Here is a 16,728-nt window from a genome sequence, read left to right on the forward strand (position 1 = left end):
ATTAAAGACCATTAACTACGTTATTTGGTCTTTCTCCATTCATAACCTTAACCATGTCTGCATATGACCATTCTGACATTCTTATGAACGCATCATCAGTTGTACCTGCTATATGAGGAGTAATTGATAATCTAGCCTTACCAGCCTCAGTTAGGTTAAATAAAGGATGATCCGCACTTGGTGGTTCTGGAGCTATAACATCTAGTCCTGCAAAGATTCTACCGTTGTTTAGAGCCTCTGCTAGGTCTTCATTGTTAACTATTTCTCCTCTTGCAACGTTGATTATTACTGCATCCTGCTTCATCTGCGCTATAGTTTCCTTACGAACCATGTTTCTAGTAGTATCTAGAACTGGAACGTGGTAAGAAATTATGTCACACTGAGCAAGTATTTCTTCGTATGTACAGAAAGTAAGATCATTTTCTTTTTCATAGTCTTCAGAAGCTCTGAACACATCATAATAAAGAATCTTGCATCCAAATGCCTTAAGCATTCTAACAGCCGCCTTACCTATAGCACCTAGACCTACAAGTCCTATTACTCTTGAGCTCAATTCGCTCTGACCCTTAACTTGATATTCTCTGAAGCTTTCATTAAATCCGTCAACACCCTTAGCTTTTATCTTTGCATCTGCTTCTGGCATTCTTCTTAAAGAAGTTATCATATGTCCAAGAGCTAATTCTGCAACTGGTACTGCGTTAACGGCCCTATTATTGCAAACATAAATACCCTTTTCCTTGGCTGCTTCTAAGTCTATCTTGTCGAAGCCAACACCTAATGAATGAATAAGCTTACAATTATCAAGCTGTTCTATTACTTCTCTTCTGAAATGATCAACTGGACCACAGAAAACTATGTCTGCATCCTTACACTGTTCAACTAGTTCCTCATCTGAACAAGGATAGTTGATATACTGGAAATCCCAACCTTCTGGCTTTTTAACGCCGAATCTTTCAATAATATTTTTGTTACAAGTTACTCTAACCTTAACCATTAATTTGCCTCCCTAACTATAGCTAATAAGCATTCGTATAATAAAAATTTTAAATAAATTTAAACAATCCGTTATTTATTTAACCAATGTGTTTAAATTTTTTAGACATACTTGTTAGATTTACTACAGTAATGTCTATTTTTAAACAAATTGTACTCTATACCTAGGGAGAAGTGCAAATCCCTAGGTATATTATACAATAATTTTTTGTATTTTACTACAGAAATTTTATATTCACAGTATTATCTAAACAACTTTTTCAAAAAACCTGTTGAAATAAATTTTCTTTTTCGTTAATAAAATTACATATTCGCCTTTTCAGCCTTTAATGCTCTAACCTTATCGATTAGTATTGGCATTATCTTGTGTAAGTCACCAACTACACCTAAGTCAGCTACATCGAATATAGGAGCCTGAGCATCCTTGTTTATAGCTACGATAAATTCAGAATCTTCCATACCAGCTAAGTGCTGTATAGCTCCTGATATACCACAAGCCATGTATAGGTCTGGTCTAACTGTCTTACCAGTCTGTCCAACCTGTCTTTCTCTACCGATCCAACCAGCATCTACGTTAGCTCTTGAAGAAGTAACTAGACCGCCTAGTTCGTCAGCTAATTCCTTTAATACATCGAAGTATTCTGCATTACCGATACCTCTACCACCAGAAACTAGAACCTTAGCTTCTGTGATATCAACCTTAGCATGCTTTTCCTTGATTACTTCTCTGATTTTGATGTTCATATCAGCATCAGTGAATTCAACCTTGAATAGTTCAACTTCACCAGTTCTAGAAGTGTCTGTAGGAAGGGCCTGCATAACACCTGGTCTTACAGTTGCCATCTGAGGTCTGAATTCCTTACAAACTATTGTAGCCATGATGTTACCACCGAAAGCTGGTCTAGTCATAAGTAATAACTTAGTTTCTGGATCTATTTCTAGCTTAGTACAGTCAGCTGTTAATCCTGTATGTACTCTTGCAGATACTCTAGGAGCCAAGTCTCTACCTATTGAAGTAGCACCGTAAAGTACTATTTCTGGCTTCTTAGCTTCTACTATTGCGTTTAATGCCTTAGTATATGGTTCAGTTGCATAGTGCTCCAAGATTGGATCTTCTACACATATAACCTTGTTTGCTCCGTGGTGGATTAGGTTTTCAGCTAATCCCTTTACTTCTTTTCCTAGTAAAACTGCAACTACTTCCTGTCCTAGGTCAGCTGCTAATTTACTTGCTATACCGATAAGCTCGATGCCTACTTTTTGAACGACACCGTCTACCTGTTCAACTACTACATAAATATCCTTGTTCATTAGGTAATCTTCCTTTCAAATCATTATTTTTTTTATAATTGTAATTCTCTAGTATCTTATATAAAATACTTTTCCTGTAACTTAGCAAGAATTGCATCAGCTGCTTCTTCTGGAGTTAATCCTTCTAGCTTAACGCCTTTGCCCTTAGCCTGCTTTGTAAATGACTTTTTAACGTTTGTAGGTGAACCCTTTAAACCGATATTTGAAAGATCTAGTTTGTCTTCAATGTCCTTCAATCCCCAAACCTTCATTTCCTTCTGATAAGCATCGAATATTCCGCCTACTGTCATGTATCTTGGGTTTATTTCTTCGCTTAGTGTAGTAATTAGGCAAGGTGGCTTTATTTCAACTATGTGATATCTATCTTCGAACTGTCTTCTAACGATGAACTTGTCACCTTCAACCTTTAGTTCTTCACAGTAAGATACCTGAGGTATTCCAAGATGCTCAGCGATCTGTGGACCAACCTGTGCTGTGTCACCGTCTATAGCCTGTCTACCTGCTATTATTATATCGTAATCAATGTTTCTAAGTGCACCAGCTATTGTTGAAGATGTCGCCCATGTATCTGCTCCACCGAAAGCTCTGTCAGTTACTAGAACTGCATCATCTGCTCCCATTGCTAATGCTTCTCTAAGTGCAACTTCTGCCTGTGGAGGTCCCATTGATACTACTGTTAAAGTAGATCCTGGAACTGATTCCTTGATCTGAAGTGCTAGTTCAAGACCTGCCTTATCGTCAGGGTTTATGATACTAGGTACACCATCACGGATCAAAGTATTCTTTACAGGGTCAAGTTTTACCTCTGTTGTATCTGGTACTTGTTTTATGCAAGCTACAATTTTCATCTATATATACCTCCCCTTATTTCAATAAGCTTGATGCTATAACCATCTTCTGAACTTCAGATGTTCCTTCGTAAAGTGAAGTTACTCTGATGTCTCTGTACATTCTTTCAACTGGATATTCCTTAATGTAACCATATCCACCGTGAATCTGTAATGCTTTGTCAATTATCCATTTTGCTTCTTCTGTAGCGAATAATTTAGCCATTGAAGCTTCCTTATCAGCTGCTTGTCCTAAATCCATCTTATAAGCAGCATCATAAACAAGGTGACGCATAGCTGCTAACTTTGTTTCCATTTCTGCTAGTATGAACTGAGTATTCTGGAACTGAGCTAGTGACTTACCGAACTGGTGTCTAGACTTAGCGTACTTAACTGCTTCTTCCATAGCACCCTGTGCAAGTCCTAGAGCCTGGCTAGCGATACCTAATCTACCAACGCTTAGAGTCTTCATTGCGTTGATGAATCCCTTACCTTCTCTACCTAACATACAATCCTTAGATACTCTAACATTTTCAAGAACAACATCACTAGTTGGGCAACCAATCATACCCATCTTGTTTTCTGACTTACCAAAAGATACACCTTCTAACTTAGAGTCCACTACGAAAGTAGATATACCCTTAACGCCTAATTCTGGATTAGTCTTAGCGAAAACTATTACATAATCAGATACTGGAGCACCAGTTATGAAAGTTTTTCTTCCGTTTAGGATGTAGTCATCACCATCTTTTTCAGCAGTTGTCAATATAGACGCTGCGTCTGAACCAGCTCCTGGCTCAGTAAGACCGAATGCGAATAACTTTTCGCCTGTAACCATTGGTCTAAGATACTGTTCCTTCTGCTCTTCAGTACCATCTCTTAGTATTGGAGTTGACTGTAGAGAGTTTGGAGATGATATCCATATAGTAGATACACCAGATGCCTTAGCTAATTCTTCCATAACTATTGCATATGAACGGTGGTCTCCACCTGAACCTCCATAAGCCTTTGGTATCTTAATACCTAAAAATCCAGCTTTAGCCATTTTTTGATAAATTTCCATAGGGAAATCGCCAGTTTCATCAACTTCTTCTGCAGTTGGTTTAATTTCATTTTCAGCGAATTCCTTAGCTAGCTGACGAACTAATTCATGTTCTTTTTCGAAAATCATAGATTGCCTCCTTAAAATTTTAATTTTTTAAATTAAATCATATCAGCGAAAGTCTGTAATGCAGTTTTCGCCTGTTCGAAGTTAGTCATTTGCTGGTCTACCTCAACTAGTATATGCATGATACCTGCATTTTCTAATTCTTTTCTGATAATTGGATAGTCGAATTCATCAGAATCACTAAACTTAGTCATTAGGTAGATAACACCATCTGCCTGGTGCTTCTTAACCTTGTCAATTATTATCTGTCCCCTAAGTTTTTCTGGGTCATACAACAAAGTACTTCCTTCTATATCTGAAATCCACTTAGATAAGGCTCTAACTGGATTACCAGTACCTTCATCAACTAGATAGTCAAACTGTCCTGATTCATGGTTGACATTGTCATCAACTATACCAAGCTTGTACTCATCTAGTATTTCTAGCATACCTGGGCTGTTTGCAAGAATACCAGTAGTTACTATCTTCTTGCCAGCAAATTTTTCTTCAGGTATCGCCCTTAATTCTTTATTTAATTCTTCTAAAATAGCTAAATGCTCTGCCTTGTCAAACAAGAAGGCACTTGTCATTACTCTAGCTCTTAGGCTAGGTGTAATTGTGTTTAGGTGACTAGCTGCTAGAGAACTGAATTCCTGCATTGCCTTTCTGTGCTTGTTGTAAAGTACTATAGCCTCTTCAACCTTAGCATCTTCTATCTTGCAACCAGCTATTCCTTCTAACTGTTCTCTTAGCTTGATGTACTGCTTTTCATTGTAAGTAATACCAGCTTCGATTTTTCTGTTCTGTCCGTAGCCTATATAAAGGGCTGGAACCTGCTTTATAGCTCTCTTCCAGTTCTGGCTAAGACCCTTTAGACCATCGCTTAGGCCTGGTATGATCATACCTGACATCTTGTCAAGCTTACCTTCAAGACCTAGGTCCATTAATCTTAGGATTATAGCTGCGTAGAATGCTGGGAAGTATTCCTTTGATAGACCTACTTCACCTTCTGCACCCCATACACCTATTGGTACCATGCCTGCAGCATATACTAATTCTTCTGGTGTATAAACTGGTGCGCAACCTATAACCTTCTTGCCTTCAGAAACATACTTGTCTACCTGTTCTAAAAGGTCTACATCAAGTTTACCTAACAATACATCTATATTACTCATATTAGTGCGCCTCCTTCATCTTTGCAGCTTTATTAGCTTCCATTAGTTCTATAAGACCCTGTACTCTAGTATCATACTGAGCTTCAGAGAAGTTTCTTGGATCCGCCTGGTCACCATCGAATGTTGCTGTTGGTATACCTGTCTTTTCTCTTATATCTCTTTCCATCTCGTACATGATACCTGACCACTGCTTACAGCTTCTATTGATGTGGATTAACATACCATCTATATTGTTTTCTTCAATTACCTTTAGTCTCATATCAGTTGCTCTTTCGTATGAAATAGCATTTGGAGTTCCGCAGTAAGCCTGCATTAACTGATATGTATTGTCATAGATATATCCGAATGCATCTGCATAAACTGTACCACAGACATTAACACCAGCATCCTTAAGCTGCTTGAATGTATGTCTTAGGTGTGGCCAACATGCTATACCTTCGAATAATACTCTGAACTTTTCTTCGCCCTTAAATGTTGACTTACCAGTTCTTACATTTTCGTCGAATTCTTCAGCTAGCTTTTCGAATGCCAAAGCTGATTCTAACTTACCTCTTGCACAAACCGCAACTGCCATGTGGTTGAATACATCAAAACCTGAGAAAGGTGATGGTGTATACTTAGCATATCCTGTAGCCTTTAACCAAGCCCTACCTGTTCTCTGAGATATCTCCATAACCTCTTCAAATTTCTTTTCATCCCACTTCTTGCCAGTTAAGTCTTCTAGCTGTTTGATAGCATGATCAAACTGACCCTTTAGGTATTCAACTCTGTCGTCACCTGCTTCATAGTCATTGTTGTAAGGAACGTCTATTAAAATTAAAGGTATATTCAATTCTTTAGCTATATTTTCGTACCACTTGATCATACAGTTACAAATATTGTTACAGCAAGCAACGAAATCTGGCTGTGGCATATTTAACTCTGGAGCATCCTTAACGTCCATGTATGCCAAAGATATTCTAGCATAAGCACAGATGTCATTTGAATATCCTTCATTTTCAGCTATTTCACACATTCTCTGTCCGCCACCCTTAGCAGATATAGCAGCAGCCTGGTTTTCTGGATAAACAACCTTTATATCCATAGTTTCAAAGATTTCCTGTGGAAAGTTAGATGCACACCATCCAACTAATTCACCATTATTCTTTGCCTCCCAAGCATCCTTATAGTGCCTTGCAACAATTTCTCCTAACAATACTTTTGCCGGCTTTTCTTCTACCATTCCTGTATTACTCATGATAAGCTCCTTTCTCGTCTAGGCCATATATTAAAGTTCCTAGACAAACTCCCATATCTTATTAATTGTTATTTATCTATTACTTGTTTTCGTCTTCCCAAACAAATAATGTCTTGTCTTCTAACATTGCATTGATTTCAGCATCTGAGTAGCCAAGTTCCTTCATTACTTCAACACCGTGTTCACCTATGAATGGCCCTCTGTTATATGGAGTAGGTCCCATTTCCTGGTACTTAACTGGGTGCTTACAAAGGATTCTTTCTCCCTTTGGATACTTCATCTTGTAGAAGCAGTCATTTGCCCATGCCTGTTCGTCTTCTAATAACTCTTCCCAAGTCTTAGCAAGTGCGAACGGAATGTCAGCTGCTGTAAGTATTGGTGCCCATTCTGCATAAGTCTTTTCACCAAATCTAGCCATCGCTCTGTCATATACTTCTGTTCCTAAGTTGTTAGCTATTACATTCTGAACTGGGAAGAATCTATCATCATTCACCATTTCATCTAAACCTAAAGCTGTAAAGAACTTCTTGAAGTATGTATTGTAGTCAGGCATACAAGTCTGAACATATCTTCCATCCTTAGTCAACCAAGCAGCATTAACTGGGTTGTTAGCTTCTCTGATGTTGATTGGATATGTTGCACCATAATCCTTGTACTGAGCAGCCTGAATCATCATACCCATGTTGAATATAGCTGATTCGAACAAGCTTGTTTCAACCTTTTCACCTTCACCTGTTAATTTAGCATGATATAATGCAGCTAGTACACCAGCAGCAAGGTTTATACCAACATTGTGGTCACCTATACCTGGAACAACGTTCATAGGAACATCTGACTTCTGTCTTAGGTTTTCAAGATATCCACCTCTTGCAAAGAATGCAGTGAAGTCGAATCCTGGTAGGTCTTTGTCCGGACCATATTCACCATAACCAGTACACATAGCGTATACTAGGCTTGGATATTTAACCTTTAGAGTTTCATAGTCAAGACCTGCTCTCTGTAGAGCCTGAACTCTCCAGTTAGTTATAAGGATATCAGCCTCATCAAGTAGCTTAAAGAATGCTTCCTTACCCTTAGGATCCTTCATATTTAGAGATATACACCTCTTATTAGCGTTTTCTAACTCCCATGTAGTATTTTCATACATATCTAGAGGTCTACCTTCTGTTGGGGCAGTATACCTAAGTGGATCTCCCTTAGCACTTTCTACCTTTATAACATCCGCTCCTAAGTCAGCTAGGAACCTTCCTGTTGTAGCAGCTGCTATAAAGTTAGCAAGTTCAACAACTTTGACACCTTCTAATGGTTTCTTTCTTGTACTCATTACAAATACCTCCTACTAAATAACATTTAATGATTACCAATTACTTATTAGTCTCATAGGTAGTTTTCCATACCTATAATCATTTTATATTTTAAATTTAATTTAAAAACAAAAGTATATTTTGGTATTTAAAAGGCTTTCCTCATTTCCGAGGCAACCCTTTGCCAAACACATAAAAATTACATAAAATAAAATATTTTTCATAAATATCAAATATTTATTTCACATATACTATTTTTTAATTTCTTTATTAAAATAGTTTTAGGTTAAATGCCATATTTTTTAATTTTAGTCTACTTGTATACTAGGCATTGACAATACTTTATCATATTTTTTAACCATTGTAAATACTTTTTTAAAATAATACCTACCACCCGCTTAAGATGGATAACACACTACTTCATAAGCTTTACATAATCCTGGTCTGCACCCTTGAAGTATGAAATATATTCGGGGTCTAGACTGACTATACCTGACACTGTATCAATGTGGTTTGTCATACATCTCAGGGCTCTTTCAGTGTCGTTTGCCTCAATGGCCTCAAGAATACTCTTGTGCTCATCTATAAGCTTGCTCAACTTATAGCCCGACTTAATATAGACATTCCTCCACCTACTTATATGTAGTAAATGATCATTAATCAGCGGCAAAATAGCATTATTCTCAACACTCATGATAATATAATTGTGGAATTCTTCATCAAGTTCCTTGAACTCCATCAAATATTCATTTTCGTGGTAGAACTTTTCTTGTTGCCTCATATTTTCTTTCATCTTAGTAATAGTATCAGACTTATCCTCCTTTTGCATAAACCTGTACAAGATTTCCTTTTCTATGGACAACCTAATCAAAAGGGCATTCCTTATGTACTCTAAATCAATATAATTCACATAAGTACCCCTTTGAGGATATACTGTAAGGAAATTAATCTGTGCAAGTCTGGCAAAAATATGTCTGATTACAGACCTTGACACATTATATTCCTCGCAGATTTTATTCTCACTAATCTTACTTCCTGGGTTTAACTTCAAACTTATTATCCTGTCTAAAATGTCAGAATAAATGAAGTCTGAGGATAACATTTTCTCCATAATATCAACTCCACATATATTTCAATACTAGTATACCACTTCAGGAAGTAACCGTCAATTTATAATTAGATGTATTTTTCAGAACTTTTCAAAGGTTTTTATAAGATAATTTAAATCGGCTAGTAGCAAGAGTTTCAGCCTTACTTCCTAGATCTTTTATTTTAATATTTTTTAATAAATTTTTGATAATATTTATATACAAATTTAGGCTTTTTTATGGAGATTTTTTTGCGTATTTTTTCAATAAAATTTATGAAATTTTTATGGAGATCTTTTATATTTCCCTTTGCTTATAAACGGATTATACAAACCTACCAAACCACACTGTAATGTGACCTACCAAACCATACTGGCTTGTATCCTATTATTAAATATGCTATAATGAGTTAGTTAACTTCATTGAAACTATACACGGGGGTGTACCGGTTTCGACGTGGGTTTTGAACTTGAGACAGCATGTCGTGTTACTCTGGGTCACGTAAAAACTGGGGAATTTTAAAACAAACGCAAACGAAAATAATTTATTAGCTGCCTAGTTGCAGCTCGTCCCTCTTAGTCCTCCTGCCGATTAAGAGCTGACGCTATTTATGCAGGGAACTGCTTTGGGGGTTGTCTTGACCCATTGCGGACTAATTAAGGCTGGACGATCATGGAACCTGTCACTCGGTGCCATGAGAGTTGAGATTTTAAAAGAGATGACTAAGCATGTAGACGTAGCAGGGAATGGGCTTGCGGACAGGGGTTCGACTCCCCTCATCTCCACCAATTATATTTTACAATCATATTTTATTAGAAGTTAATGTATTGGAAATGCTAAGTTATATAGTTTGGCATTTCCTTTTTTAACGTCAAAATAACACATCTATAACACAACTGTGTATTTTTAAATAGTATAATTTGCGTCATTATTTACACGAAAAAGCACCCCCACAGGTGCTTAACAATTTATAATAAGTATTTTATTTGACTTTCTATATAGTTAATTTTATCTATGAGTTCAACATTTTCCTTAATTTTAGGAAACCCGATTTTTATACAAATACATAATACTATTATCATAGCTACAATAAGACTTGATATTTTAATAACAGACGTAGAAGAACGATCTATAAACTTCAAAATAGCATCGATCGAAATCTTATGAAAATTATCCAAGATTAACCCAATAAGTAAAATTATATATATTGATAATTCAGTAACCAATGAGATAAGTATACCAAATATAACTGGTACGATATATGAATATACTTTACTATTAAATCCATCTCTATGGGCATCTTTTCTTGCTCTATATTCATCCAAGTACATTAATATTTCATTTCGTTTTCTTGTACTATCAATACATTTATCTCGTCCTATTCTATTTATTATCTCCCTTATTTTATCAAACTCTTTCTTATCGTAACAACAAATCATGCAATCAAATTCCTTTTCGTAATAATTATAATCCCTTCTCATTTTAAGCCTCCCATTATGATTTATTTTTTTCTGTAACTACTGAATAAAATCGTATTATATAACTACTAAATATAATCAACAACTAATACTAAAAATTGAATATCTTATTAAGTGTGTCAACTGCTTTTTGTTTCTCTGTGTCCATCACTTCAGTGTATATATTAAATGTTGTTTGTATATCTGCATGACCCAATAGTGTTTGTACTGTCTTAGGTGGTACTCCATTTTCAAATAGTCTTGTTGCATACGTTTTTCTTAGCCCATGGAATTTAATTGGTTCTATACCTAATGTCTTTAATATAGATTGTAAATTCCTATTTGGCTTTTTATTGTCTATGATCCTGCCTATTTCATCAGCGAACACATAATCACTAATATTATAAGACTGGCCATACTTCAATTTATTTTCTAATTGCCTTTTTCTATGTTCTTTTAGCTTAGGTATTAACACTGGAAGAGGTATAACTCTTGTTCCGTTCTCTGTCTTTGGTGTCTGCTCTATGGTCTTTAACTTCTTTTTCATGTTATCATCATACACAAAGGTACGTTGAATAGTGTTATATACTTCAATTGTGTTGTTAGCAAAGTCTATATACTTCCACTTTAACCCCAATATCTCACCTAGTCGCATACCAGTAGCAAGGGCAACTATGTATAATAACTCTAGCTTGTGGCCCTGTATTGCCTCTATAAAGCTTGCTTGTTCCTCTGCCGTTAATACTTTCCTCTTCTTGGTCTTAGTTATTTTAGGTAATTCAACCAATGAACAAGGGTTTTTAATAATAATCTCTTCACGTATAGCCGTATACAAGCATGCTTTTAATTTAGTGTTTATTCTGTGTATGGTTTGTGGCGTTATACCCTCATTCATTAAGTCCCTGTATTGCCTCTTTAAGTCTGTTTGTGATAGCTTTTTAAGTCTAACCTTACATATTGACCTACCCTTAATATATAACCTTTATATGGTTTCATAATCCTTGAATGATGTTGCCTTATAAGAGGGCTTTTTATCCATAAGCCAGGTATAATAATAGTCTGCTAGTGTGATATTATTATAATCAACGTTATAGGTATTTAATAGTAACTCTTTTTTATAGTCTTCTAGTTTGTCTTTTACTTCTTTTTGAGTCTTTCCATAGAACTGTTTTCTAAGTGGTTTACCCTCTTCATTGTGACCAATCATTATAATAGCACGCCACATAATACACTTACCTGTATCATCAAACTTATATTTACTTATATTACTCTCACCATTTGCACGTTTGACCATAATACCACCTCACTTTATTTTGTTAGAACTTCAAACCAGTCTTCAGGGAATCCAATTTCATATAAATTAATTGTTCTATTGTGTTTATCTAACAGAGTATGAAGCGAAGACACAAAACTTCTCCATATATCCTTTGAATATATTAAATCTTTTATAGCCAATATGTATGCAAATAATTTTGTATCATCATATATATTTACTTTGCCATTTTTATATTTGTTTGCTATCTTAATACTAGATAAATTTGTCCCATACAATCTACCGTAGTGAGCACATTCATTTCTAAGTTTGTTTAAAGAACCAACCCATGATTTCAATAGTTTACGGCTTACTGGACAAAGTTTTTTATATATAAACATTTGTTGGTCTGTGGTAAGTAATTTATATATTCTCGATATAGTTCCAAAAGAAAGAACTTCAACTAGAACCCATATTGGTATATCTCCATTATATTTTTTATTGTGATGTCTAATAAACAACTTATTTTTATTATCATCTATTGAAGTATAAATATCGTCTAAAATTTTATCGTGTTTAAGCTTAATTTCTTTTTCGTAATCTTTTAAGAATCCTTTTTCTTTTTCTTTTTTATCGATAAAATTTTCACTTTTAAGGTATCCTAGTGGACCGCATGAATGTGCTATCGTATAGGCTACATACGTCCTAAATGATAACTCTACTATTTCTAAAACAGATACCACAAGATGTCTTAATTCCTGGTCAAATAGATATATATTTTTTATATCATTGAACTTTACTCCTTGCTTGTAACTACCATCTTTTTCTTTATATTTTATTAGATATGCAGTAAATCTATAATAATTTATGTTTTGTATAAATAGTTTTGCGTCATCAAAATCTTCTACTATCAAACCTCTGTCTTTTAGTATGTTTATCTGTTCTTCAAAAGTTGTTGCAGTTTTAGTAGCCACTCAATCACCTCCATAAAAATAGACCCACCTGATATAATCAAGTGGGTCAAACGTTCTTGTACGATCCTATTGAGCATTGTTAAGAGGCCGAACCGTAACTCTAGAATTATACATCCTATTGAGCATTGTTAAGAGGCCGAATGTATTATGTAACCTGATTATATACCAAAAAATACCATTTGTATACATTTTTATCATATTTTATTTTTTTTTACGTTTTTATCGTATTTTATATTTCATAATCACTTAATTCAACTGTTTTATTCAATTCAAATAATAATCCCTTCGAATGCTAAAACCTCTTGCGTAGTAATCTCCCCCACAAACTCAATAACAAAACGTTATTCAGTATTATAGTTCTATTACATCTAATCTATCCAATTAAAAGTAACACCCTTTTTTAGGTGTAACATTTGTGTACTTTTGACCCTGTAAAATCAATTCTAAGCCCTTTTATATAACGTCTTAATAAGTTTGTATAACCTATAGTTTAAAAGACCTTATACACGCTATTATCTTAATTATTCACGTGGTAGAGTATATTAATTCTAGAACTTGCAAGCAAGTGGGCCCTATATTATGGGGTAATGTGATAATTATTTAGAATAAATCATCATTTAAGTTATCTAACTTATATAAAATGTGATTAGCTATACTACCTTGTGTTTCAATAAAATCCAGTAGCTCATGATCTTTGTGTATATGTTTAAACATATGTATCGCTTCTATATACCTTTTATAATACTCAATTAATGTTTGCCTATCCCTTATTTTAGGCTGTGCATCTCCTGAATTTATCCTATATATTTGTATTATTGCTTGGTCTGGTAAACATACCCCTTTAATATCCATAAGGGTGCTAACCAGATATTCACAAGCAGCTTTATCAATTTTTTCATTTGGGAATGCTTTGTGTAATATTTCAAAAATCTCAAGTTTGGCAATATCACGATCTATGCTATTATTGATTATATCGTTTATAACTTCCTTTAATTTAGGTAATTCATATACCGTGACTTTTCGCCCATTATTTTCTATCAGATCACTTACACTTATATCCCCGACCTTTGCAATCTGTTTCATTCGCTCGGGGTTTGGTAAAGAACGACCTTTTTCCCACATAGAAACATTACTTTTACTTGTGTCAAACAACTTTCCAAACTCTTCTAACGTCATTCCCTTTTCTAACCTTATTTTTTTTATTCGGCTACCAATCTTTTTTTTATCATCATCACTATATTTTTTCCTTTTATTCTCCATAATAATTCATTCCTTTCAATGTGATTATAACATGTAAAATGTGCAAAAACAACCATAAGTTAAGAAAGGTTAAAATTATATATTGACAAACAGCAATCACAAGCTGTATTATATGGTTAAGAAAAGTTAAATTTAAACAAGGTGAAGAAGTGGATAAAATTAGAGGTTACAGAAATATGCTAGGTAAAACACAAAGAGATATGGCCAAGATATTTAGTATTCTGTACAGGCCTACAATCAGAAAGTACAGGGCAAAATTTCATTTAAAGATAGTGAAAAAACTATGTTTAAAAATATGCTATTACCGTATTTCTCTAATATCACAATAGACGATATTTTTTTCGATCGCATTAAGAAAAGTTAACACTATAGAAAGAAGGTGAATAAATGAAACTAAACAATGTTGTGGCCTTTATGGAGTGTGACGAAGTGCCTTATATCCTATCAAATATTATTGCTAAAGGTGTAAAAGTAAAACATAATTCTATAACAAGGACCGTAAGAAAGCACGAAAATGACTTTGAAGAGTTTGGAAAGCTCGGATTTAAAATCCGACCTTCAGACAGTGGACAGAGTGAAAAAATATATAAACTCAATGAAGACCATGCCATATTACTAATTACATATCTGAAGAATACCGATATAGTAAGGGAGTTTAAAAAAGCACTAGTTAGAGAGTTTAGGCAATTAAAAGAAGAGGTTACCCAGTTTCAAATACAAAGAGCAATAGAAAATCCATTAAGAAAAAGTCTAACAGACGCTATTAGCACATGGTAACATGGCAACAAATGGAGTTATAAGGCTATAACAGACCTGTTATACAAATGTGTTACAGGCATGTGTGCTAGTAAATTAAAGGCTAGCAGAGGTAATAAAAATGGTATTGGCTTTGATCTATTAGAAACCAGAGAGATAGAGTATTACAAGGAACTAGAAAGCATTGTAATTGCTCTTATAAGCCTTAATTTGATATATAAAAATATTAAAAATGAATTATATAGTAAGGAGTTAAAAAGATGTATATAGTAGGACCACACGAGATTACAACAAACGAGATCATAGAACTTAGAAAGATATTCAAACGAAAGGAGTTAGGCCACTTCTTATTAGCTAGAAGCATATACAAAAGCATTTATGAGTTAGAGAAAATAGAGGATAAAACCGATACAACATGGCTAGAGGAATGTGCAATTTCTAGTGTGCTTGCATATGGTTATAGACTAGGTGTGCAAGCCGAAAAGAATAAACATAAATCAAATAAATAAATGATATTAATGGTTAAAAAGCAGAGGTTTTTCTGTAAGCATTGCGAGTCAACATTTATGGCCAAAACGCCTATCGTAGATAAGGGGTGCTTCATATCGAATAATGTTAAAAGATCAATGGTTTTAAACCTATGTGAGACTAAGTCAATGGACCTGATTGCAAGAGAACACTGTGTATCTCCTACTAGTGTTGCCAGAATACTCCGTTTAACTGAAGACAGAAGAAGAAAAAATTTTCTTCCTAGGATTCTATCAATAGACGAATTCAAGTCAGTAAATACAGTTGATGCGTCTATGAGTGTAAATTTAACCGATTTAGAAGCTGGCCATATTTTTGATATCCTGGCAGATAGGAGACAAAGATACCTCTTTGAGTATTTTAACTCCTATCCCTTGAAGGTCATAAAAAATAGAGGCTTTATATAAGCCCCCTAAAATATGTGTCAACTTTTATAAGTATAATGCATAAGCCGGTAGTTTTGATTCAATAATAAGAAATACTTATAACAAATTATAAGAATTTATAGTTATGATTTTATTTGATTTTGTGATATAATTTAAGAAAAAATTTAGGAGTTGTGTTATGAGAATAGATAAAATATTAAGTGATGATAAGTTACATATATCTTTTGAGGTATTTCCACAAAAGTATGGTCAACCTATAGAACCAATATTAAATACAGTTGAAGAGATATCAAAATTGCACCCGGCATTTTGCTCTGTAACTTACGGTGCTAATGGTGGTGCTAGCGAAAATACAGTTAAAGTAGCAAGCTACATAAAAAATGAGCTTAACACACCAACGCTTGCCCATCTTACTTGTGTAGGATCTAGTAAAGATAATATAGATGAGAAATTGGTGCAATTAAAAGAAAATAATATACAAAACATACTTGCTCTTAGGGGAGATATCATAGACAAAGAGAAGTTTGCTAAAAAAGATGATTTACTGTATGCAAGTGAATTAATAGAGTATATCAAGTCGAACTATGATTTTTGTGTAGGTGCAGCTTGTTATCCAGAGGTGCATCCTGAAAGTAAAAATCAAAATGAAGATATAAACTATCTAAAACTAAAACAGGATATGGGTGCTGATTTCATTACTACACAGATGTTTTTTGACAATTCTATTTTTTATAATTTTATGTATAAACTGAGAAGTGCAGGAGTAAATATACCTGTAGTAGCTGGTATAATGCCTGTTACTAATGTAGTTCAATTAAAAAAGATAAAAGAACTGTCAAATGCAAATATACCTCCAAAATTCTTATCTATAGCTGATAAATTCCAAGATGATAAGGATTCTATGAAACAAGCCGGTATAATATATACATGCAACCAAATAATAGATCTTATATCAAATGGTATAAACAATATACACATATATACTATGAATAACGCTAGTGTAGCAAAACAGATAATGCAAAATATGTCGCAT

The 16,728-nt window shown here is 34.3% G+C and carries 16 protein-coding genes, 1 other RNA gene and 1 pseudogene; 5 read left to right on the plus strand and 13 right to left on the minus strand.

The genetic code is table 11. The features are described from left to right. Position 1 precedes the first annotated feature (1 nt). The 8 genes from ACW6OJ_RS01530 to ACW6OJ_RS01565 all read right to left on the minus strand — a co-directional run bounded on the left by ACW6OJ_RS01530 (position 2) and on the right by ACW6OJ_RS01565 (position 9,105). On the minus strand, positions 2-994 hold the full coding sequence (locus ACW6OJ_RS01530) for a 2-hydroxyacid dehydrogenase (RefSeq protein ID WP_278478220.1): 993 nt from the start codon (positions 992-994) through the stop codon (positions 2-4). Positions 995-1,296: 302 nt separating this feature from the next. Beyond that, entirely contained in the window at positions 1,297-2,304 is a 1,008-nt protein-coding gene (locus ACW6OJ_RS01535) for an electron transfer flavoprotein subunit alpha/FixB family protein (RefSeq protein WP_293429940.1), read from the minus strand. A 56-nt stretch (positions 2,305-2,360) separates the two neighbouring features. Continuing rightward, complete coding sequence (locus ACW6OJ_RS01540; RefSeq protein WP_314494969.1) at positions 2,361-3,152, minus strand: electron transfer flavoprotein subunit beta/FixA family protein; 792 nt, start codon at positions 3,150-3,152, stop codon at positions 2,361-2,363. Positions 3,153-3,168: 16 nt separating this feature from the next. Then, positions 3,169-4,302 carry an acyl-CoA dehydrogenase family protein gene (locus ACW6OJ_RS01545; protein ID WP_293429946.1) on the minus strand — a complete coding sequence of 378 codons (1,134 nt, stop codon included), beginning with the start codon at positions 4,300-4,302 and terminating at the stop codon, positions 3,169-3,171. A 32-nt stretch (positions 4,303-4,334) separates the two neighbouring features. After that, positions 4,335-5,453, minus strand: a complete 1,119-nt coding sequence (locus ACW6OJ_RS01550) for a 2-hydroxyacyl-CoA dehydratase subunit D (protein WP_455105479.1) — start codon at positions 5,451-5,453, stop codon at positions 4,335-4,337. 1 nt (position 5,454) lies between these two features. Then, a complete protein-coding gene (locus ACW6OJ_RS01555) occupies positions 5,455-6,690 on the minus strand; it encodes a 2-hydroxyacyl-CoA dehydratase subunit D (RefSeq protein WP_455104161.1) in 1,236 nt (411 codons plus the stop codon). Positions 6,691-6,769: 79 nt separating this feature from the next. Beyond that, complete coding sequence (locus ACW6OJ_RS01560) at positions 6,770-8,014, minus strand: CaiB/BaiF CoA transferase family protein (protein ID WP_293429955.1); 1,245 nt, start codon at positions 8,012-8,014, stop codon at positions 6,770-6,772. A 395-nt stretch (positions 8,015-8,409) separates the two neighbouring features. Beyond that, positions 8,410-9,105: a GntR family transcriptional regulator gene (locus ACW6OJ_RS01565; RefSeq protein ID WP_456095590.1), complete on the minus strand. Its 696-nt coding sequence runs from the start codon at positions 9,103-9,105 to the stop codon at positions 8,410-8,412. 413 nt (positions 9,106-9,518) lie between these two features. Between ACW6OJ_RS01565 and ssrA the strand changes: the two genes are divergently transcribed. After that, positions 9,519-9,870: a transfer-messenger RNA gene (ssrA, locus tag ACW6OJ_RS01570) on the plus strand. A gap of 180 nt (positions 9,871-10,050) precedes the next feature. Here ssrA and ACW6OJ_RS01575 read toward each other — a convergent pair. The 5 genes from ACW6OJ_RS01575 to ACW6OJ_RS01595 all read right to left on the minus strand — a co-directional run bounded on the left by ACW6OJ_RS01575 (position 10,051) and on the right by ACW6OJ_RS01595 (position 14,025). Then, positions 10,051-10,563, minus strand: coding sequence for a hypothetical protein (locus tag ACW6OJ_RS01575; protein ID WP_456095591.1), 513 nt, complete (start codon positions 10,561-10,563; stop codon positions 10,051-10,053). Positions 10,564-10,651: 88 nt separating this feature from the next. Further along, the gene (locus tag ACW6OJ_RS01580; RefSeq protein ID WP_456095592.1) at positions 10,652-11,434 is read right to left on the minus strand and encodes a tyrosine-type recombinase/integrase; all 783 of its coding nucleotides are present in this window, start codon (positions 11,432-11,434) and stop codon (positions 10,652-10,654) included. A gap of 87 nt (positions 11,435-11,521) precedes the next feature. Continuing rightward, positions 11,522-11,833 carry a hypothetical protein gene (locus tag ACW6OJ_RS01585; protein ID WP_456095593.1) on the minus strand — a complete coding sequence of 104 codons (312 nt, stop codon included), beginning with the start codon at positions 11,831-11,833 and terminating at the stop codon, positions 11,522-11,524. A 14-nt stretch (positions 11,834-11,847) separates the two neighbouring features. Continuing rightward, on the minus strand, positions 11,848-12,765 hold the full coding sequence (locus ACW6OJ_RS01590) for an Abi family protein (RefSeq protein ID WP_313964161.1): 918 nt from the start codon (positions 12,763-12,765) through the stop codon (positions 11,848-11,850). A 600-nt stretch (positions 12,766-13,365) separates the two neighbouring features. Further along, positions 13,366-14,025, minus strand: coding sequence for a helix-turn-helix domain-containing protein (locus tag ACW6OJ_RS01595; RefSeq protein WP_456095594.1), 660 nt, complete (start codon positions 14,023-14,025; stop codon positions 13,366-13,368). Between the two features lie 387 nt (positions 14,026-14,412). Between ACW6OJ_RS01595 and ACW6OJ_RS01600 the strand changes: the two genes are divergently transcribed. The 4 genes and pseudogenes from ACW6OJ_RS01600 to metF all read left to right on the plus strand — a co-directional run. Beyond that, complete coding sequence (locus tag ACW6OJ_RS01600; RefSeq protein WP_456095595.1) at positions 14,413-14,802, plus strand: Rha family transcriptional regulator; 390 nt, start codon at positions 14,413-14,415, stop codon at positions 14,800-14,802. A gap of 239 nt (positions 14,803-15,041) precedes the next feature. Then, positions 15,042-15,290: a hypothetical protein gene (locus ACW6OJ_RS01605; RefSeq protein ID WP_313964164.1), complete on the plus strand. Its 249-nt coding sequence runs from the start codon at positions 15,042-15,044 to the stop codon at positions 15,288-15,290. Then, positions 15,291-15,713: pseudogene (locus tag ACW6OJ_RS01610) on the plus strand (helix-turn-helix domain-containing protein); the annotation flags it as partial. Positions 15,714-15,873: 160 nt separating this feature from the next. Continuing rightward, a partial coding sequence (gene metF / locus ACW6OJ_RS01615) for a methylenetetrahydrofolate reductase [NAD(P)H] (RefSeq protein ID WP_456095596.1) occupies positions 15,874-16,728 on the plus strand: 855 nt, incomplete at its 3' end.

Source organism: Peptostreptococcus sp. (assembly GCF_977045075.1).